At 66.2% G+C, this 18,699-nt stretch carries 18 protein-coding genes, 1 tRNA gene and 1 pseudogene; 15 read left to right on the forward strand and 5 right to left on the reverse strand.

What is annotated here, in order from left to right; genetic code table 11:
* Positions 1 to 36 precede the first annotated feature (36 nt).
* The 3 genes from ACQPXH_RS06410 to ACQPXH_RS06420 form a co-directional block, all read right to left on the reverse strand.
* A complete protein-coding gene (locus ACQPXH_RS06410) occupies positions 37 to 1,395 on the reverse strand; it encodes an alanine racemase (RefSeq protein ID WP_433603331.1) in 1,359 nt (452 codons plus the stop codon).
* Positions 1,396 to 1,547: 152 nt separating this feature from the next.
* Positions 1,548 to 2,558 carry an ornithine cyclodeaminase family protein gene (locus ACQPXH_RS06415; RefSeq protein WP_433601387.1) on the reverse strand — a complete coding sequence of 337 codons (1,011 nt, stop codon included), beginning with the start codon at positions 2,556 to 2,558 and terminating at the stop codon, positions 1,548 to 1,550.
* Positions 2,530 to 3,723: a TauD/TfdA family dioxygenase gene (locus ACQPXH_RS06420; protein WP_433601388.1), complete on the reverse strand. Its 1,194-nt coding sequence runs from the start codon at positions 3,721 to 3,723 to the stop codon at positions 2,530 to 2,532. The genes ACQPXH_RS06415 and ACQPXH_RS06420 overlap by 29 nt, the downstream gene beginning before the upstream one ends.
* 314 nt (positions 3,724 to 4,037) lie before the next feature.
* Here ACQPXH_RS06420 and ACQPXH_RS06425 point away from each other — a divergent pair, with 314 nt between their 5' ends.
* From ACQPXH_RS06425 to ACQPXH_RS06445, 5 genes are all read left to right on the forward strand, one after another.
* Entirely contained in the window at positions 4,038 to 5,555 is a 1,518-nt protein-coding gene (locus tag ACQPXH_RS06425; protein WP_433601389.1) for an ABC transporter substrate-binding protein, read from the forward strand.
* Positions 5,555 to 6,478, forward strand: a complete 924-nt coding sequence (locus tag ACQPXH_RS06430) for an ABC transporter permease (protein WP_433603333.1) — start codon at positions 5,555 to 5,557, stop codon at positions 6,476 to 6,478. The genes ACQPXH_RS06425 and ACQPXH_RS06430 overlap by 1 nt, the downstream gene beginning before the upstream one ends.
* Complete coding sequence (locus tag ACQPXH_RS06435) at positions 6,475 to 7,386, forward strand: ABC transporter permease (RefSeq protein WP_433601390.1); 912 nt, start codon at positions 6,475 to 6,477, stop codon at positions 7,384 to 7,386. The genes ACQPXH_RS06430 and ACQPXH_RS06435 overlap by 4 nt, the downstream gene beginning before the upstream one ends.
* Positions 7,383 to 8,150, forward strand: a complete 768-nt coding sequence (locus ACQPXH_RS06440; RefSeq protein WP_433601391.1) for an ATP-binding cassette domain-containing protein — start codon at positions 7,383 to 7,385, stop codon at positions 8,148 to 8,150. The genes ACQPXH_RS06435 and ACQPXH_RS06440 overlap by 4 nt, the downstream gene beginning before the upstream one ends.
* Positions 8,151 to 8,216: 66 nt before the next feature.
* Positions 8,217 to 9,014, forward strand: a complete 798-nt coding sequence (locus ACQPXH_RS06445; protein WP_433601392.1) for an ATP-binding cassette domain-containing protein — start codon at positions 8,217 to 8,219, stop codon at positions 9,012 to 9,014.
* A gap of 75 nt (positions 9,015 to 9,089) precedes the next feature.
* On the opposite strand, the gene ACQPXH_RS06450 is transcribed toward ACQPXH_RS06445, so the two are convergent.
* The gene (locus tag ACQPXH_RS06450) at positions 9,090 to 9,419 is read right to left on the reverse strand and encodes a helix-turn-helix domain-containing protein (protein ID WP_433601393.1); all 330 of its coding nucleotides are present in this window, start codon (positions 9,417 to 9,419) and stop codon (positions 9,090 to 9,092) included.
* 291 nt (positions 9,420 to 9,710) lie between these two features.
* Between ACQPXH_RS06450 and ACQPXH_RS06455 the strand changes: the two genes are divergently transcribed.
* The 5 genes from ACQPXH_RS06455 to ACQPXH_RS06475 all read left to right on the forward strand — a co-directional run bounded on the left by ACQPXH_RS06455 (position 9,711) and on the right by ACQPXH_RS06475 (position 14,194).
* Positions 9,711 to 10,436, forward strand: coding sequence for a lytic transglycosylase domain-containing protein (locus tag ACQPXH_RS06455; RefSeq protein WP_433601394.1), 726 nt, complete (start codon positions 9,711 to 9,713; stop codon positions 10,434 to 10,436).
* A gap of 157 nt (positions 10,437 to 10,593) precedes the next feature.
* Positions 10,594 to 11,880: a phosphopyruvate hydratase gene (eno, locus tag ACQPXH_RS06460; protein ID WP_433601395.1), complete on the forward strand. Its 1,287-nt coding sequence runs from the start codon at positions 10,594 to 10,596 to the stop codon at positions 11,878 to 11,880.
* A 17-nt stretch (positions 11,881 to 11,897) separates the two neighbouring features.
* Positions 11,898 to 12,542, forward strand: a complete 645-nt coding sequence (locus ACQPXH_RS06465; RefSeq protein WP_433601396.1) for an FtsB family cell division protein — start codon at positions 11,898 to 11,900, stop codon at positions 12,540 to 12,542.
* On the forward strand, positions 12,539 to 13,069 hold the full coding sequence (locus tag ACQPXH_RS06470) for a DUF501 domain-containing protein (protein ID WP_433601397.1): 531 nt from the start codon (positions 12,539 to 12,541) through the stop codon (positions 13,067 to 13,069). Before ACQPXH_RS06465 ends, ACQPXH_RS06470 begins: the two co-directional genes overlap by 4 nt.
* A 177-nt stretch (positions 13,070 to 13,246) precedes the next feature.
* A complete protein-coding gene (locus tag ACQPXH_RS06475; protein ID WP_433601398.1) occupies positions 13,247 to 14,194 on the forward strand; it encodes an exopolyphosphatase in 948 nt (315 codons plus the stop codon).
* Positions 14,195 to 14,200: 6 nt separating this feature from the next.
* Here ACQPXH_RS06475 and ACQPXH_RS06480 read toward each other — a convergent pair whose 3' ends face one another.
* Positions 14,201 to 15,013 (reverse strand): neutral zinc metallopeptidase, encoded by an 813-nt coding sequence (locus ACQPXH_RS06480; protein ID WP_433601399.1) that lies wholly within the window; start codon positions 15,011 to 15,013, stop codon positions 14,201 to 14,203.
* A gap of 311 nt (positions 15,014 to 15,324) precedes the next feature.
* Here ACQPXH_RS06480 and ACQPXH_RS06485 point away from each other — a divergent pair, with 311 nt between their 5' ends.
* The 5 genes and pseudogenes from ACQPXH_RS06485 (at position 15,325) to ACQPXH_RS06505 (ending at position 18,695) form a co-directional block, all read left to right on the forward strand.
* Positions 15,325 to 16,791 carry a peptide MFS transporter gene (locus tag ACQPXH_RS06485; RefSeq protein ID WP_433601400.1) on the forward strand — a complete coding sequence of 489 codons (1,467 nt, stop codon included), beginning with the start codon at positions 15,325 to 15,327 and terminating at the stop codon, positions 16,789 to 16,791.
* 73 nt (positions 16,792 to 16,864) lie between these two features.
* Positions 16,865 to 17,056 (forward strand): annotated as a pseudogene (locus tag ACQPXH_RS06490) (amino acid permease C-terminal domain-containing protein); the annotation flags it as partial.
* A gap of 98 nt (positions 17,057 to 17,154) precedes the next feature.
* Positions 17,155 to 17,228, forward strand: a tRNA-Leu gene (locus ACQPXH_RS06495).
* 234 nt (positions 17,229 to 17,462) lie between these two features.
* The gene (locus ACQPXH_RS06500) at positions 17,463 to 18,020 is read left to right on the forward strand and encodes a TetR/AcrR family transcriptional regulator (RefSeq protein ID WP_433601401.1); all 558 of its coding nucleotides are present in this window, start codon (positions 17,463 to 17,465) and stop codon (positions 18,018 to 18,020) included.
* 366 nt (positions 18,021 to 18,386) lie between these two features.
* Positions 18,387 to 18,695, forward strand: a complete 309-nt coding sequence (locus ACQPXH_RS06505) for a hypothetical protein (RefSeq protein ID WP_433601402.1) — start codon at positions 18,387 to 18,389, stop codon at positions 18,693 to 18,695.
* Positions 18,696 to 18,699: the final 4 nt, after the last annotated feature.

Consider the following 18,699-nt stretch of genomic DNA (forward strand, 5'->3'; position numbering starts at 1 on the left):
GGGCCGTAAGGGTATTGGTCGAATGGGGGTGCCGGGTCATCCGGCATCGAGCGTCCAGCGGAGTCGATCGCCGGTGTCGTGCAGCACCACCTTCGGCGGAATCGGCAGTTCGTGAAAGGCCGATTCATTCGAATCCATTTGGTAACCAGCGGTATTCGGATAGATCAGCAGATCGCCGACCTCGGCTCGTCTCGGTAACGGGACGCGCCGCCAGCTGAGCATGTCGGACTCCAGACAGCTGGCCGCGCCGACGCAGGTCGGGGTGAGCTCGCCGGGGCGCGGCGGCCACAGTATCGGATCGGGAAGGTATTCACTGTCGAACCACTGCTCGGACAGGCTCAGGCTGGTGCCGTCCACGGTGAGCAGTTGGTAGGGGTGACCTTCGACGTGGCGGGTCTTGCTGCCCTGCACCCGGAAGACGCTGGATCCGGCGCGGTCGAGCAGTGCCCGGCCGGGTTCGACGGCGAGCCGGATATCGTTGTCGCGCAACCGTTGCGCGAGTGCGTTGTGCTCGAGGACGGCGGTGAGCATGGCCGGGCCGGGCGCCGGGAAGTGGTACGGATAGTACGAATCGAACGACTTCGCCGCGTGGAACCACAGACCGTTCGCGTGATCGGTAAACTCCGACCAGGCGCTCGCGGGCACATAATCGACACCGAATCCACCGCCGATGGAGATGGTGCAGGCCGGGTGGCCCAGTGTGCGCGCATCAAGGCAGCGGGTGATCAATTCGCCGGCCTGTTCGGCGCGTGCGACGGCATCGTAGCCGGACAGGTGGAAGCTGAAGCCCCGCAGGCGAATCGATTCGTCGCCGACGGTGCCGGACGCGCCGATCACCGAAATCGCGCGGTCCAATTCCGCTGCGGTCATGCCGAATCGGCTCGCGGATCCATTGGGCAGCACGCGAAGTAGTACGCGGGCCGCGGTGGTGGGGATAGTGAATGCGGCCAACCTGTCGAGCTCGTCGAGACTGTCCACGGCGATCAATGCGCGGTGCCGCACGGCAAGCCACAGCAGATCGTCGGATTTGGCGGGGCCGGTGACCATCAGCTCGTCACCGCGAACACCCTGTGACAGCGCGGCATTCAGCTCACCCACACTGGAAACATCAATGCCCGCGCCATATTCGGCGCAAGCACGAGCAACACAGGCCGCCTTGTTGGCCTTTTTGCCGAAGTAGACGACCCCGTCCACACCGGCTTGCTCGAATACCTGCTGAAATCCGTTGATATTCAGCGCGACTCGTGACGGATACATCACATGGAAAGGCCCACCGATCGCAAAGGCGATATCGCCGAGCAGGTTCGGATCGGCGAGCAGCCTGCGCTCCCAGTCGTCGGTGTGTGCGGGCAGGGCGGGTGCGCAAATGCTCAGCAGGCCCCGCACTGCCGCCAGTACGGCGGGATCGGGGGCAGTCTCGGTACCCGACCGATCATCGCCGAGTTCGACCTTGTCGCGGGTCGAGCCGTCGCCGAACAGCAGCGTGCTGTCGGGTTCGGCGGTGCCGGGGGTGCGCACTTTCTTGTCGAACTCGACGGCGCCGATGTCTAGTCCCACAGGGGCACCTCCATGCCGCGGCCCTCGGCAATGGCTCGTTCGGCGAGTGCGTGGGCGACGGCGATATCGGTCAGCACCAACCCGCTGTTGTAGACGAAGATCCGCTCGTCGTCCGAGCGCCGGGCGATCGCGCGACGGCTCAGGATCTGTGGCAGTTCGGCGTCGACGGTGCGCAACCTGCCGTCGGGACCGGCCATATCGGTGCCGGTCAGCGCCATTTGCTCGGCGCTGGTGGCGATTACGCGATCGGCGTCGACCAGCGTGGACGGCGCCAAACCGTAGCCGACGAGAACCACGGTGGATCCCGGTGCGAGATCCTCGGATTCGATCCCGACCTCGGTGCCGGGTCCGGCCGTCGCCAGCACCACATCGGCGGTACCGGCGGCCGCGCGGGGATCCTCGACGGTCTCCAGCAACGCGTGCGGGTTGTATTCGGCGAGGTAATCGCGCACCGCCGCCAGACCCTCCGGATGGGTGCCGTAGAGCATCAGCTTGCGCAGCTGCGGATTGGCGGCGAGCAAGTGCGGCAGGGCATTTCGTCCCTGGGTGCCGGTGCCGATCAGCAGCACGCTCTCCGCGCCGCGGCGTGCGGTCTCGCGCACCAGCAGGGCGGACACCGCCGGGGTGCGCAGTGCGCCGACCCTGGCGCAGTCCATCATGGCGATCGGCGCACCGGTGCTGTCGTCGTAGAGCGTGATGGTCGTGTAGTAGCGCTTGGTGCTGCGGTCGTGGCCGGGATCGAATTTGTAGGAGGTCTTCATCGCGACCACCCGGCGCCGGCCGTCGCGCCCGAGCATGGCGTAGGCCACCGACCAGCCGTCCGGATTCGCGACGCTGAGTTTGCGCGGATTATCCGAATCACCCGCGGCGAAGGCGAGATACGCTTCCTCGACGGCGCGCACCACATCGGCGGGCGTGATGGGCACATCGGCGAGATCGCTGCGGCTCAGCACACGCAGTGGTGTGCTCCGGTCACGAGTGCTCAACGGTTCCTCGATCATGTTGTGTCGTATCCAGCCTTACTGCGGTCCGGGTGGTAATCCGGGCCGGTACACCGTCGATCGCGAGCGGGTTGCCCGCCGCTCGGAACGGGGCGACGATCCGTTGCCCATAACCATTTTCGTCGGCCTCGGCGGCCCGCCGTCGGCGTTCGGGCAGGCGGACATTGACGCGCTTGAGCCAGCGGTCGGTGCCGTCGTAGCGCGCGCTGAACGGTACTCGGCCGTGCACGGCCACGTCATTGTCCACCAGCAATAGCTCGCCGGGGGTCAGCGCGGTGGTGATGCAGACGCGTTCGAGCTCCGCGGTGAGGCGCGCGTAGGCCAGCCGGAATTCGGTATCGGCATCATCGAGCGGGGTATATGCCGGATCGTAGCGAAGCGTCGAATTCGCTGTGTCGTCGACTGATTCGGCGCTCCACAGTGTCGGCAACGGGAGTGCTGAGTAGCGCTCGTGACCGGTGCCGTAGGAGACGTCGGGCAGGATCGGCAGGGTCGGCGTGCCGAGTAGTCGGCGCTCGTCATCGGACAGCTCGGTCCGGCGCACCGAGGAGACGGTGGTGCCGACGCCGTCCGGATTGCGCAGACACGCCAGCATCAACAGGTTTGCCCGGTCCGGGTGGAAGGCGTCCTCGGTGTGCGGGCTGAGCAGGGTTCTGCTACTCGCGCCCGACTGTTCGTGTTCGTGACCGGGCGAGGGCACGATGTTGTTGACCAGCCGCCCGCCCTGCTGGCCCTGCCAGCCGAACGGTTCACCCGCGCTGCGGGCGAGCAGCAGCATTGCGATATCGAGTTCGAATGAGATTGCGCGGCAGTCTGTTTCGCCACTCCAGCGGGCCGCTTCGACCCAGCTCGGCGGGGTCGGGCCGCATTCGGCATCGCTCAACGGCAGTTTGCCGACGATGGTGGCACCGGCCGCGGTGGCGGGCGGTCGCACGGCGACACGTACCGCATCGGGCAACTCGCCGACACGCGCATCGATTTGCTCGAGCAATGCCGGATCGGTCAGCGTGCGCGCGAGGTCGGCGGTGCTATCGGGCCAGGAGTCGACTGTTGTGCATATCTCGCGAGCGAGAGTGCGCACCGCATGTCCGGCGCTGGTCGGCAGCTCGCGCCGTTCGATATCTAGCGGGTGAAGCGTCTTACGTTCGGAGAGAACGCCTTTCACCAGTGATCCCTTCTTCGCATCGGGTCGAAAAGCGGGGGTATGACGATTCGATCTGCGAAGCTAGTGGCTCCGACCGCGTTAAGCAAGCCTTACCTAAGCGAGTCGTAAAATGGCGAACGCGTATGTCTGAGGTCGAAGCCTGCCGCAGCTAGATGTAGCAAATTTGCGGCATTGTCTTCGGGGTGGTGACTGGTAGCTGTGGGGCGGCAAAACTCAACGGCCGGAACTCTATTAGGCTAGCCTGTCCTAGCTGGATTCGCCAGGGTTTGCGGGTCGCGCGCGGGTAACTCGTTGAGGTTCGAGGAGGCAGCACCATGGAATGGAATCGACGACAACTCCTGCGATCGGGACTCGGCGTCGGCGCGGTGCTGTTGGTCGCCGCATGTTCGGACGGCGGCAATTCGGACGGCCCCGCGCGGCGCGGTGGCACCCTGCGAGTCGGTGCGCTCGGCAGCGCGGCGCGAATCGAACGCGATCCGCATGCGAATCTCAGCAATGACAGCGACTTCCTCGTCACCTCGCTGGTGTACGACGCGCTCACGGTGCCGGGTGCGAACCCGAATGTCGCTGCGCGCCTTTCCAGTCGGTGGGAAGCGGACCCGTTGCGGCGCCGCTGGAGTTTCACCATCGCCGACGGCGCGACCTTCCACGACGGAACCCCGGTCACCTCCGATGATGTGGTGTGGTCGCTGCGTCGACTGCGAACAGTCGGCGGCGCGTCGAAAATGCCTGCCGCTGTCGAGGACATCACCGCGGACGGTCCGAACCGGGTGGTCATCGCGCTGCCCGAACCGAATTCGCAACTGCCGCTACTGGTTCGGTTGATGACCTTCACCGTCAAGAAGGACACCACCGATTTCACCAAGGCCATCGGCACCGGGCCGTTCCGGTTGGAGTCCTATCAGGGTGGCAATGCCCGGCTGGTGCGCAACGACCGGTGGTACGGCCCGGCGCCACTGCTGGATGCCATCGAGGTCACCATGTTCGACAGCGTGACGGCACTGGGCAATGCGGTGCTCGGCGGGCAGATCGATCTGGCCTCGAATGTCGGTGCGATCGCGGGACGCACCGCCGAGGGCCGTGGTGATCTGCGAGTGGTGCGGCGGTCGAACGACACCATGGTCGGGGTCGCGATGCGGACCTCCGACGGCCCCTTCGCCGATGCTCGGGTGCGCGAGGCGATCCGGTTGGGCGTAGATCGCAAGGCGCTGGTGAATCAGGTGCATTCGGGGTACGGCACCGTCGCGAATGACATCCTCGGTACCGGTGATCCGTTGTACGACAACACCATTGCGCAGCGCAGCCGCGATGTGGACCGGGCCAAGACGCTGCTGCGCGATGCCGGATTCGATACCGGGCGCAACTACCAGTTCCACACCAAGGCCGAAGCCCCTGGCGAGGTCGAATCGGCGAAGGTGATCGCCACCCAGCTGGCCGATATCGGGCTGCGCCTCGATGTCGTGATGCAGGAGTCGAACACTTTCTACGACCAGACCTGGTTGAAGGCGCCGTTTTACACGGTCTCCTGGGGCACCAATGACTCCACACTGTTCTTCGCGACCAAGCTGATGTCCTCGACATCCAATCGCAACGAAACCGCCTTCAAGGATGTCGAATTCGATGCGGCAACCGCGAAAGCATCTGCCGCGCCCAATGACTCGGAATACTCGGCCGCCTGCCGTGACGTGCAGCGGATCCAATACGCCCGCGGCGGTTATCTGGTGTGGGGCATCGCCGACGGCATCGATATCGCGACTTCCCGGGTGCGCGATGTGCCGACCCTGGGCGGCTTCGCCAGGGTGCAGTTGGAGCGGGCCTGGCTCGCGGAGTGATGTCCTTCGCCCGACTCCTCATCCGGCGTGTCCTGCTGCTGGTCGCGCTGCTGGCGACGGTGTTCGCGGCCGTCGATCTGCTGCCGGGCAATTCCGCCCGCGCGGTGCTCGGCCGCGACGCCACCGCAGAGCAGATCGCGGCGAAGGAACACGAACTCGGCCTGGACCGGCCGCTGCCGGTGCGGTTCGTCGAGTGGATATCCGGTGTGGCGACCGGTGATTTCGGTCGCACCGCGCGCGGGCGATCGATCAATGAGCTGCTGGCCGACAAGTTCCCGCCGACACTGCTGCTCGGCGGACTCGCCTTCCTGGTGACCGTGGTCGCGTCGCTGCTGCTCGGCGGCTGGTGGGCGACGCGGCGGGGCGCGGCCACCCGGTTCCTGCAGCCGACTACCACAGCGGCGGCCGCGATTCCGGAGTTCGTCATCGCGACCGTGTTGATCCTGGTGTTCTCCTTGGGCGCCGGTTGGTTGCCTGCCGTCACGATCACTGGGCGTTCCGGATTTCCGGCCAGTCCGGACATGCTTGTGCTGCCGGTGCTCGCACTGGCGATACCGCAGACCGGCTGGAACACCCGGGTGGTGCGCGCGGCCCTGCTCGACTCCGCGTGCTCGCCGCATGTGGAAACCGCGGTGCTGGACGGGCTTTCGACCGCCACCGTGCTGACCAGGCATGTGCTGCCTTTCGCACTGCCGACGATTGTGGCGAGTTTCGCGACCACGGTCGGCATGCTGCTCGGTGGTGCGCTGGTGGTGGAGACCATCTTCAACTACCCAGGACTCGGTGCGGTGCTCGCTGGGTCGGTCGCCGATCGCGACACCTCGCTGATCGCCGCGGTGGTCGCGCTGACCGGGATCGTCATCATGGCGATGCTGGCCATGGCAGACGGGATTCGGGCCTGGGCATTGCGAGGGCGGATATGACCGGCGCGCAGCGGATTCCGGTGGCTCGGATCGGGAGGTCGCGGGTGCGGAGATTCCTCACCGCATTGCCCGCACTGCTGGTGGTTATCACTGCTGCGCTCGGGCCGAGCCTGGCGACTCGGCCCGCCGAGGAGGCTGTCGGGATACCGTTCGGGCGGCCGGGTGCGGACACCTTATTGGGCACGGACCGACTCGGGCGGGATGTGCTGGCGCAGTTGCTCTACGGTGGTTGGGGCCTGCTGTTGCTGGCGGGTGTGATCGCGGTCGCGGTGACCGGGTTGTCGTGCCTGCTCGGCGCGGTCGCGGCACTGCGTCCTCGGGTCGGTGCGTTGATCGAGGGCGTTGCCGATTTCGCGATTCTGCTTCCCGCGGTTCTCGGAATCTTGCTGGTGCTGACGGCCTGGCCGGATGCGGGCGTCTACGGATTGGTCGTGGTGGCTCTGCTCTTCGGCACTCCGTACTGTGCAAGAGTTTTCGCGGCCGCTGCGGCGGGAGTCGCTGCCAGCGGCTATGTCGAGGCCGCCCAAGCGAGCGGTGAAACTCTGCCGCACTTGGTATTTCGTGAGGTGATTCCGAATCTGCGCGAGGTCTTGGCCGCCCAACTCGGTCTTCGCTTCGTAGAGGGCGTATATGTGGTGAGCACCGCATCGTTCCTCCAACTGCCGACCACGCTCGGCGCGAGCAACTGGGCGGTCATGGTGCGCGAGAACTCCTCGGGCCTGCTCCTGAACCCCTGGTCCGTGCTGGCGCCGAGCCTGGCGATCGCGGTGGTCGCGGTCAGTGTGAATCTCGCGGTGACCTCGTTCGATCAGCACCGGCCGCGGCGATGGGCACGCGGTTCCGAGTCGCTGGGGCCGACCGGGGCGGAGTCACCGGTCGCAGGCAATGCGTTGGAGGAGCGGGGATGAATGCGTCTGTCGTCGTCGATGCGCTGACCGTATGCGGATCGAATGGTCAGGAGTTGTTCGAGCCCATTAGCTTCAGCGTCGCCGCGGGTAAGGTCACCGCCCTGACCGGTCCGTCGGGATCGGGCAAGACCACGTTGATGCGGGCACTGCTCGGGCATCTGCCAACGGGAGCCCGACGATCCGCGGGATCGGTCGTGGTCGCGGGGCAGGACGTATTCGCATTGAATCCTGCTGCACTGCGAAGGTTCCGGCGTGACCGCATCGCCTATGTCGGGCAGGATCCCGGTTCCGCCCTCAATCCGTTGATGCGTGTGCGTTCCCTGCTCGACGAGGTTCGCCACCCCGCTGCCGCGGTGGCCGAAACGCTGGAGTTGGTCGGTCTGTCCGACGAACACCTGCGCCGCAGGCCCGGCGAACTTTCCGGCGGTCAGCAGCGCAGAGTGGCCCTTGCGCGTGCGCTGGTGCGCCACACCGGAATTCTGGTTCTCGACGAGCCCCTCGCCGGCCTGCACGGTTCCCTGCGCACCGAAATCGCCCGTCTGCTGGCCGATATCGCCGCTCAGCGCTCTGTCGCGATCTTGCTGTCCGGGCACGACACCGCGACCATTCATACGATCGCGGATGACGTGGTCGAGTTGGGTGCGGTGCCTATCGATGTAATCGGCCGCACACCCGTGCCGACTCGTTCGGGTATGTCGAATTCACCGCAATCGAACGGGGGTGCCGCATCGGTCGTGCGCGTGGCGGTGGTTCCGGAGCCGTGACTCGGTCGAAGGGCCGACACCGGGGACTCGGCTCCGCGGCCCAGCGAGGGACAGGGTGCGGTAGCTGTGCGCTCCAGGACAGTCGAGTTGGTTGCGGAACCCGTCCTGCGCGGTCAGGACATCGGGGCCTCGATAGACGGGCACGAAATATTGGCGGGCATCGATTTCGTGCTGCCGGGCGGCGCGGCACTGGCCATCGTCGGGGCGTCAGGAGCTGGAAAGACCACTCTCGCGCGGGTTGTCGCCGGTCTGCACCGGGAAGCGACCGGATCGCTCGAACTTCGAAGTGCGTCGATCCCGATCGGACTCCGTCGACGAGCTCGCAACGGCCGCAACGGTATTCAGCTGGTCACGCAGAACCCGCGGTCCGCGCTCAATCCCCGTCGTACCGTCGCCCAGACGCTCGGCCGTCCGCTGCGCCGAATCGGCGGGGTATCGAAGCGAGCACTGGCGCAGCGCATAACCGACTTACTCGACTCGGTCGAACTCGCACCGGAGCTCGCCATCCGCTACCCGCACGAACTCTCCGGCGGCCAACGCCAGCGGGTGGCACTCGCCCGAGCGCTCGCGGCCGAACCCGCCGTCCTGATCTGTGACGAGGTCACCTCGGCCCTGGACCACAACACCACTGTCTCGATCATGCTCTTGCTGGACCGCATCCGCGCCGAATCCGGCACCGGTCTACTCATCATCACCCACGACATGACCCTGGTCGCCGGCCACTGCTCCCACCTCGTCGTCCTCGACCACGGCCGCATTGTCGAATCCGGGGCGGCGACAACGGTTCTCACCAGCCCGGCGCAGACCGCGACCCGCGAACTCCTCGGCTACAGCGTGTCTCCCAGCCCGGTTGAGGGCTGGTGAACATCGTCCTCCTCGGACGTCCTCGACTCACGCCGCCAACGCGCGACCACAATCCACGGCAGCCTCTTCGAATACCTACTGGCACACCTGGTCACGCCACTCCGATCCGGTGATAGCCAGGGTCGCGTCGGCGGTGGTGTCGACCACGAATACCCGCCCGGCCTGCTCGGATTTCTTCCACCGGTTGAAATAGTCGATCAGATCGAATCCCGACCACGGCACCGCCGCATCGGATCGGCGAGCAGTCGATGCCGACTTCACCGCATGAAGACATTGATCGAACACAAACCGCGCCGCACCCGCATGGCGTGACGGCACCGCTCGCTGCTCGACCGTGGGGTCCATGCAGAACCGGAATGATGTATGCCGTGCCACCGCCGCAGCATCCCACCAGCCACCGACCACAACGCCCTACCCGCGGCGCGGCCGGACCGGCCTCGACAACAGTCACCAGCGTTCGGTTGCCGAAAACTGCCGCAGCACCAGGCGTTTCCCGCACACAACTTGTGCGTGACGCGCGGTAGTTCTGCGACGACGGATCGGCGGCTGCGTTATCGGCGATCTGCTCGGTAATCTCGGATCACGGAGCGCGTGACCACCGGGCATGCGGGGTCTGCAGGGGAGGGCTACATGGCACTTGGCTTGCCGCGACGCGTGCATCGCGGGGGTGGTCGTTCGGATCCGGATGATGGAGGAATGCTCGCGAAGCTGATCGGCGTGTTGGTCGCCGCAATGGTGATCCTTGTACTCGCCGGTTGCGGTGCCGAACGCAATCTTCCGCCCATTCCCGAGGGCATCCCGCCCGGTCCCGGTACGCCGCTGCCGCTGATCGATCTGGATGCGCCCGGCCGCACCGCCGTGCAGTTGCGCGACTGGGCCGATGAGCAATCCGACAAACTCGGCATTCCGAGCGTCTCGCTGGAGGCGTACGGCTATGCCGCGGCGATCATGGGCCGGTCCCGGCCGGACTGCGGGATCGCCTGGACCACCATCGCGGGGATCGCCAGTGTGGAGAGTAAGCACGGCACCCATCGCGGTTCGGAGGTCGATGCGGATGGCACGGTGCGCCCGCCGATCATCGGCATACCGCTGGACGGTGCGCCGGGTGTGGCACTGGTCAAGGACACCGACGGCGGCAAGCTCGACGGCGACCCGGAGTTCGACAGGGCGCTGGGCCCACTGCAATTCATCCCGGAGACCTGGAAGCGCTGGGGTGTCGACGCCAATGGCGACGGTGTCGCCGATCCGCAGAATATCGATGACGCCGCTCTCACCGCGGCCCGCTACCTCTGCGCGAGCGGTGGCGATCTGACCTCCGAGCGCGGCTGGCAGCAGGCTCTGCTGACCTACAACCAGTCGAAGACCTATCTATTGACCGTCCGCGATCGCGCCGCCGCGTACAGCGTCGGGCGCCGGGCATGAGCACCCCTGGAGGAAACGACGGGCGGGTTATCGCGACAGCGCGAAGCGATTCGTCGGAGTGCCGGTTACTGCGCAATGCCCGAGGACGCTAGGCTCGCAAGCGCACGGCCCTTCCCGTCAGACCTACCGTGCCAACAGCCGAAGGAGTGTCGTTTTCGTGGCCATCATCGAACAGGTCGGAGCTCGCGAGATCCTGGATTCCCGCGGAAACCCCACTGTCGAGGTCGAGATCGCCCTCGACGACGGCACCCTGACCCGGGCTGCCGTGCCCTCCGGTGCCTCCACCGGTGAGCACGAGGCCGTCGAACTGCGCGACGGCGGCGAGCGCTACGGCGGCAAGGGTGTACAGAAGGCCGTCGAGGGTGTGCTCGACGAGATCGCGCCCGCCGTCATCGGCCTGGACGCGGTCGAGCAGCGCACCGTCGACCAGGTCCTGCTGGATCTGGACGGTACCCCGGACAAGTCCCGCCTCGGTGCGAACGCCCTGCTCGGCGTTTCGCTCGCGGTGGCCCGCGCCGCCGCCGAATCCTCGGGCCTCGAGCTGTTCCGCTACCTGGGCGGCCCGAACGCGCACGTCCTCCCGGTGCCGATGATGAACATCCTCAACGGCGGCGCACACGCGGACAGCGGCGTCGACGTCCAGGAATTCATGGTCGCCCCGATCGGCGCGACCACCTTCAAGGAGTCGCTGCGCTGGGGTGCCGAGGTGTACCACGCGCTGAAGGCGGTGCTGAAGTCCAAGGGCCTGTCCACCGGTCTCGGTGACGAGGGTGGTTTCGCGCCGTCCGTCGCGGGCACCAAGGAAGCGCTCGACCTGATCGGTGTCGCGATCGCGAAGACCGGCCTGAAGCTTGGCACCGATGTCGCGCTCGCGCTCGATGTCGCCGCCACCGAGTTCTACACCGCGGGCAGCGGTTACAAGTTCGAAGGCAGTGTCCGCTCGGCGGCTGACATGGCGCAGTTCTACGCCGACCTGCTTGCCGCCTACCCGCTGGTCTCCATCGAGGACCCGCTGTCGGAGGACGACTGGGACGGCTGGGTCGCGCTGACCGACCAGATCGGTGACAAGGTGCAGCTGGTCGGCGACGACCTGTTCGTCACCAACCCGGAGCGCCTGGAGGAGGGCATCACCAAGGGCGCGGCCAATGCGCTGTTGGTGAAGGTCAACCAGATCGGCACGCTCACCGAGACTTTGGATGCCGTCGAGCTCGCGCACCGCAACGGCTACAAGACGATGATGAGCCACCGCTCCGGCGAGACCGAGGACACCACGATCGCCGACCTGGCCGTCGCGGTCGGCAGCGGTCAGATCAAGACCGGCGCTCCGGCGCGCAGCGAGCGTGTCGCCAAGTACAACCAGCTGCTGCGCATCGAGGATGCGCTCGGCGATTCCGCACGGTACGCGGGTGACGTCGCGTTCCCGCGGTTCGCGTTCGAAGGCTAGTCAGCTAGGGGAGCGGTATGACAGAGCGACGTGCGCGTGGATCCAGTCCGGCTGGACGCGGGAACCGCCGCACGTCGCGCTCTGCCAGATCGCGCCCGTCCGCCGAATCGCCGGCGGCCGCACCGAAGCGGACGACCCGCAGGCGGTCCGAATCCGCCGACAAGGCCAAGCCGCAGAAGATAGGGCTGCGCTCCGGCGGGCACGAGGACAAGCACGATCGCACCATCCTCGGGTTGTCCACCGGTAAGGCGGTCATCCTGGCCGTCGTCGTGTGCGCACTCGCGCTGACCTTGGCCGTTCCGCTGCGCACCTATTTCGCCCAGCGCGCCGAGGCAGCGCACCTGGCGCAGGAGCGCATCGAACTCGAGGCCGATCTCGCCAAGTTGCGGGATCGTCGTGCGCAGCAACAGGATCCGGCCTACGTGCGTTCCGAGGCCAGAGACCGGTTGCGGCTGGTCATGCCGGGGGAGACGCCCTATATCGTCCAGGTGCCGGGTATCGAAGCGCCCGCGCCGCCCGCCGCACCGACCCAGTCGAAGGCGCCCGAGCCTTGGTACACCGACCTGTGGCGCAGTATTTCGCAACCGCAGCAGGCCCCGGCGCCCGTGGCCGCACCAACCGGGCCGCCTGCGCCGCAGCCAGCACCGGAAGGACCGAGGTGACCGCACCGAACGACCGCGATCTCGAGATCATCGCCAAGCAGCTCGGACGCGAACCGCGCGGCGTACTCGCCGTCGCCTACCGCACCCCGGACGGGCTGCCCGCGGTGGTCAAGACCGCGCCGCGGCTGCCCGACGGCACTCCCTTCCCGACCCTCTACTACCTGACCGATCCCCGCCTCACCGCGGAGGCGAGCAGGCAGGAATCCGCGGGCGTCATGCGGGAAATGACCGAACGCCTCGCCACCGACCCGGAATTGGCCGCCGCCTACCGCGCTGCCCACGAGAGCTATCTGGCCGAGCGCGATGAAATCGAATCGCTCGGTACCGATTTCACCGGCGGCGGCATGCCCGAACGAGTGAAATGCCTGCACGTCCTGATCGCCCACGCCCTCGCCAAGGGCCCAGGCGTCAACCCCTTCGGCGATGAAGCAGTCGCCTTGGCCGCCGACCACGGCCTCCGCGGCACCGCTCTCCCCGCCGACTGGCCGAAATACGAGCCGCCACACACCCCGACCGACGGGCGATGACGTGCGCGCGGCGCTTGAACTGACCACGGGCGCTCGAAAGAATGTGCGCGCTGTGCTCAGCGCTGGCGCTGCTATGAGCGCACGCGCCGAGGCGGGCGGCGCATGAACTTGGATGACTGGACGCGCCGTTGCGCGCGAGTGGGAATTGGCCGGGGCTGAAATGAGCGGAGCTGAGCAATGAGCGATCGGGTAGCGGCAGTCGACTGCGGGACGAATTCGATTCGACTATTGATCGCCGAGGTGCTCGGCGATGGGCGGTTGGCGGATGTGCACCGGGAGATGCGCATTGTGCGGCTGGGGCAAGGGGTGGATGCGACGGGGGCGCTTGCGCCGGAGGCGATCGAGCGCACCAGGGTCGCGCTCGCCGATTATGCCGCGCTGATGCGGGAGGCGGGGGTCGGTCGGGTGCGGATGGTCGCGACCTCCGCGACGCGCGATGCCGCCAACCGCGAGGACTTCTTCGCCATGGCCCGTGCCGAACTCGGCACCGTGGTGGCGGGTGCGGAGGCCGAGGTGATCACCGGTGACGAGGAGGCGCGGCTTTCCTTCACCGGTGCGGTCGGCGAATTGGCGAGCGAGACAGGGCCTTTCGTTGTCGTCGATCTCGGCGGCGGTTCCACCGAACTCGTCGTCGGCGACAGCGATGGTGTCCGTGCCGCGTTCTCCGCCGATATCGGCTGCGTCCGCATTACCGAGCGATGCCTGCCAGGTAACCCGCCGACCGCCGAACAGGTCGCCGCCGCACGGGAATTCGCCACCGAACGACTGGATGAGGCCTTCGCCAAGGTCCCCGTCGAGGGCGCGCACACCTGGGTCGGCGTTGCGGGCACCATGACCACGATCGCCGCCGTAGCCCTCGATCTGCCCGAATACGATTCGGAGCGAGTCCATCTCACCAGCCTCACCCTGGACCAGGTGCGCGAGGTCTGCGATCGCCTGATCGGCATGAACCACGACGAACGCGCCGCCCTCGGGCCCATACATCCCGGCCGCGTCGATGTGATCGGCGGCGGCGCCGTCATCACCGAGGTGCTCGCCTACGAACTGTCCCGCCGCGCCGACATTTCCGCCCTCATCGTCAGCGAACACGACATCCTCGACGGCATCGCCCTTTCCATAGCCTGAGCCCGGTTACTCCACTTCGTCGAGCGCGGCAGCCCAGGTATTGCACGATGACGTCGAAGCGCTGCGGTAACCGGATTCGACCCAGCGCCGGCTGTTCACGCCGGTGCCGTGGGTCGGATCCTCCTCGGTATCGGATTGGATATCGATCAAATCGACGGCCTCGGCCGGGGTCAGCATGCCACCGGCCTGAGCTGCCGCCAGCATCACACCGGCCAGGCACTGGGCCTGGAGTTCGATGCGTCGGCTGAGTTCCAGGCCGAGCGGTGACTTCTCGCCCGCCGCATCGATATCCCGATCGGCGCTGCGCAGGATGCCGGTGGAGGACTGCAGGTGGTGCCCGTATTCGTGCATCACGACGAACATCAGGTATTGCCCGAGTTGTGAACCCCAACCCCGATGGATGGGATCGTCGGTCGGCCAGTACACAGTGCCGCCACAATAGAACGCGGGATCGGTGGACTGGACCTGTTTCGAGCAGCCGGTCGTCATATTGTCGACCACCACGAGTTGCAGCGGCGCGAGGCCCAGGCCCGCGGCGCGCAGGGCCGGATCCCAGGTCTTCGTCAAGCAGTCCAGCTCGGTCTGCACGAATTGCCGCTGGCCCGCAGCGCTCATCTCGATCGGCGGCAGCTGACACCGCAGTGCGGGCAAGCGTAGCTCGGCGTGCAGCGTATTGGCTGTCAGCGGAGGTTCCGGCAGCGCCGCGACGACGGGCTCGGCGTCCACCGCGGATACCGACGCGCACCCGGTGCCCAGCAGCGACACCAGCGCGCCGATCACGGCGAGCAGCAGCGCCGCATGGGCGCTCGAGCGCTTCATCAGGTTCCCCCGTCCAGCCAACAAACGAGGTTTCCCCGTCCAGCGAGGCGAACTTTACCGGGAAATTCTCCGGTTTTCTCGGCGAGTGCTGTGCGCCGCCGAGCGCGGCCGACGAATAGTCGACATAGCCCCGAATTCGCTGGACAGGCGTGCTGGAGCGGTATTTCCAAGACGGACGTGCCGCTTGGCGGATCGCTCCGGCGCCAGTTCTGGCATGCCCGGCTATATCGGCCCCGGCTATATCGGCGGTGAGCAGGGGAAACTTTGTTCAGGATGCCGGAAATTCCCTACCCATATGGGAGGGTCTGAGCATGTCCGACGCAGCAATGGCCGAGCAACCGGTTGGGGAGCGGACCCTGTTCGGCCACCCCATCGGGTTGGCCAATCTCTTCGGAGTCGAACTCTGGGAGCGCTTCTCGTTCTACGGAATGCTCACCATCCTCGGGTACTACCTGTACTACTCGACGACCGAGGGCGGACTCGGTCTGTCGCAGAGCACCGGCGTCGGGATCGTCGGCGCGTACGGCGGGCTGGTGTATCTGTCCACGGTGCTCGGCGGGTGGATCGCCGACCGGTTGATCGGCATGGAGCGCACCGTCTTCTACGGCGGCATCGTGGTGGTGGCCGGGCATATCGCGCTGGCGATTCTGCCCGGACTGAGCGGTGTCGGAGTCGGCCTGGTGCTGGTCGCGCTCGGCAGCGGCGGACTGAAGGCCAATGCGTCCTCGCTGCTCGGCACCCTCTACCGGCCGGGTGATCCGCGCTTCGACGGCGGCTTCACGCTGTTCTATCTGGGCATCAACCTGGGGGCGTTCGTCGGTCCGCTGCTCACCGGTCTGCTGCAACGGAATTGGGGTTTTCACTACGGTTTCGGTGCGGCCGCCGTCGGCATGGCGTTGGGTCTGACGCAGTACGTGGTGTTCCGGCGCAACCTCGGCACCGCCGGTAGGCATGTGCCCAACCCGTTGCCGCGCAACGCCTTCGGGCCGATCCTCGGCATCGTGGCCGGTACGGCCATCGTGGTCGGGCTGGCATTGATCACCGGGCTGGTGAGCCTGGACAACCTCTCCGAGGTCACCACCGGCGTCATCATCGCGGCCTCGCTCGCCTATTTCGTACTCATGCTGACCAGCGCCGAGGTGACGCCCGTCGAGCGCAGCCGGGTCCGCGCCTTCATTCCACTGTTCATCGCGAATGCGGTCTTCTGGTCGCTGTTCCAGCAGATCTTCACGGTCCTCGCGGTGTACTCCGATGAGCGGATGAAGTGGGCCATCTTCGGCTGGACCGCACCGTCGAACTGGATCGGTTCGGTCGAGCCGGTGTGGATCATCTGCCTGTCGCCGCTGTTCGCGCTGATGTGGACCGAGCTGGGCAATCGCGGGCCGAGTACGCCGCACAAATTCGCCCTCGGCGTCATCGGTATGGGGCTGGCGTTCTGGTTGTTCGTGCTGTTCTCGGGGAGCAGCGGCAAATCGGTGCCTGCGCTGGCGGTACTGCTCATCATGGGCGCATTCGCCGTCTCCGAGCTGCTGCTTTCCCCGATCGGCCTCTCGGTCACCACGCAGTTGGCGCCCGAGGCGTTCCGGGCCCAGATGATGGCGCTGTACTTCTTCTCCGTTGGCATCGGAACCTCGATGTCCGGTACTTTGGCTCGGTTCTATGACGCGGACCACGAATTCGCGTACTTCGGCATAACCGGTGCGGTAGCGATCTGTGCCGGTCTGATCGTCGCCGCACTCACACCATGGGTGAGCCGACATATGGCCGGTGTGCACTAGGGAAATCAGCGGAGAACCCGTTGACGACAGCAAGGAGACAGTATTGGCGACCCCAGGAACCCGATGGGGCGGCCTCGCCGTACTCGCCTGCCTGTGGCTGATGCTCAACCTCTCGGTCGAAACCTGGCTGCGCTTCCTCGTCTGCATGGCCGTCGGCCTGATCGTCTACTTCGCCTACGGCCGCCGCCACTCCGTCCTCGCCGACCCGTCGGATGCGAATTCCTCCGACGGCACCGCATCGGTAGCCGCCCACGACGGCACATGACCGCGAAACGGCGGCATTACTCTGGCCACCACCGGAGATGCACTAGCCTGCAGAACAGAATTCCGGTACGGCAGTACGAGTCGGTACGCTGACCGGGCGCCCCTATAGCCCAATTGGCAGAGGCAGCAGACTTAAAATCTGCAAAGTGTCGGTTCGAGTCCGACTGGGGGCACGATCGAACTCCAGCATTGACGCAGTTCCGGGCGCGTTTCGGTGGTGTCGCCACATAGCACTATTGAACCGACCAGCCGCCGTCGGAGCCGCAGGATCTGGCCGTTGATGTTCTCGCTGTCGTCGCTGAGCAGCCAGGTGAGTCGACAACTTCTGTGCGGTGGTTCGCACAGGAAGGCCGATTCCAGGTCTGTGCGCTATGCGCGGTGCGGCAGGCAGTCACGGCGGAAGACGGGTGGAGGCGCCGTCGGGCAAGGGGTGTGCTGCGGCGGTTCTGGCCGCTACCGCTGAACTTCTCGTCGAACAAGGCTACGACTCGGTCACGATGCAGGCCATCGCCGCGCGGGTGGGCGCGGCCGAGCAGACGCTGTGCCGGGTGTGGGGCTCCAAGGCCGAAGTCGTGGCCGACGCGGTCTTGCAGGGTGTCTTCGTGATGACCGCCAGTCCGGTGCCCAATGCCGGTGATCTGCGCCGAGACCTCGCCGCGTGGCTCGACGGCATCGCAGACTACGTGCGACAGCCCGGCGTCGGCTCGGTCGTTCGCGCGCTGGCCACCGCATCGACCGCCGCCCCTGACCAAAGCGACGCATTCGATCGCATTCTTACCGAACCGGTCAATAAGCTGATCATCGAACATCTGCACGCCGCGCAGAGCGCTGGTGATCTGGCTGTGCGCGTATCGGCAGGGACGATCGGCGATCTGATCGTGGGCTACCTCACCCTGGCTTCGATCGGGCGAGCGCCCCTCGATGAAAAACGTATTCGCGAACTGGTTGCGGTGCTCATACCCTGAATTCACGGCGAACCGACAACGCAATTGCCGTCATGTGCGGCGGAAAGGACGCTTTGCTCACAAATGCGGCAAATCGGGCGTGGTGTCGGATTACAGCGGCGAATCGTCGTATTGTGCAGGTGGATTGCTTGCTAGTTGCTAGACCGTGCGGACGTGTTCTGGTGAAGGAATTCGTATCCGGGAATTAGATCGATCCGGATGCAATCGGTTGACGTGTCCGTTGCGAATCCCTGAGGACAGTTGATTTCGAGTAGAGGTGTCCGGTATGTCCACAGTCGGTATATCGGTGGTTCGGGGGGTTGTTCCGGCGGCGGGGCAGCCCGGGATTGTTTTGCATTCGGTACAGCGACCTCTGTGCGGAGCGCTGTGATTACTGGTGTCCTGGATGGTGTGGCCGACGAGTCGGGTAACGATGCCGGAGGCGGCGACGATGCCATCGAGTACCGGATGGTATCCGAGCGGCGGGCGATCGAATCGCTGCGGGCGGCGGTGAAGTGCGCGCCGTCTTCGCAGGTCCCGGATCATTTGGCGCTGGCTGCGCTGGCCAGGGAGGAAAGCGGGCTCGACATGATCGAGACCGCGCGCGTGTTGGAGATCGTGTACGGCCAGACCTTGTTCGTGCTCGTCGGTCCGGCGCGCGACACCGTATCGGCAGCCGGTGCTCGCGCTTATTGAGTTC

The sequence above is a fragment of the Nocardia sp. CA-135953 genome, from assembly GCF_050955735.1.
In the GTDB taxonomy this organism is placed as follows: domain Bacteria; phylum Actinomycetota; class Actinomycetes; order Mycobacteriales; family Mycobacteriaceae; genus Nocardia.

Excerpts from the sequence above, each read along its gene's own strand:
- ACQPXH_RS06475 (WP_433601398.1), top strand. The coding sequence starts at position 13,247 with ATGAGCGATCGGGTAGCGGCAGTCGACTGCGGGACGAATTCGATTCGA.
- ACQPXH_RS06455 (WP_433601394.1), top strand. The coding sequence starts at position 9,711 with ATGCTCGCGAAGCTGATCGGCGTGTTGGTCGCCGCAATGGTGATCCTT.
- ACQPXH_RS06430 (WP_433603333.1), top strand. The coding sequence starts at position 5,555 with ATGTCCTTCGCCCGACTCCTCATCCGGCGTGTCCTGCTGCTGGTCGCG.
- ACQPXH_RS06480 (WP_433601399.1), bottom strand. The coding sequence starts at position 15,013 with ATGAAGCGCTCGAGCGCCCATGCGGCGCTGCTGCTCGCCGTGATCGGC.
- ACQPXH_RS06425 (WP_433601389.1), top strand. The coding sequence starts at position 4,038 with ATGGAATGGAATCGACGACAACTCCTGCGATCGGGACTCGGCGTCGGC.
- ACQPXH_RS06415 (WP_433601387.1), bottom strand. The coding sequence starts at position 2,558 with ATGATCGAGGAACCGTTGAGCACTCGTGACCGGAGCACACCACTGCGT.
- ACQPXH_RS06465 (WP_433601396.1), top strand. The coding sequence starts at position 11,898 with ATGACAGAGCGACGTGCGCGTGGATCCAGTCCGGCTGGACGCGGGAAC.
- ACQPXH_RS06440 (WP_433601391.1), top strand. The coding sequence starts at position 7,383 with ATGAATGCGTCTGTCGTCGTCGATGCGCTGACCGTATGCGGATCGAAT.
- ACQPXH_RS06485 (WP_433601400.1), top strand. The coding sequence starts at position 15,325 with ATGTCCGACGCAGCAATGGCCGAGCAACCGGTTGGGGAGCGGACCCTG.
- ACQPXH_RS06435 (WP_433601390.1), top strand. The coding sequence starts at position 6,475 with ATGACCGGCGCGCAGCGGATTCCGGTGGCTCGGATCGGGAGGTCGCGG.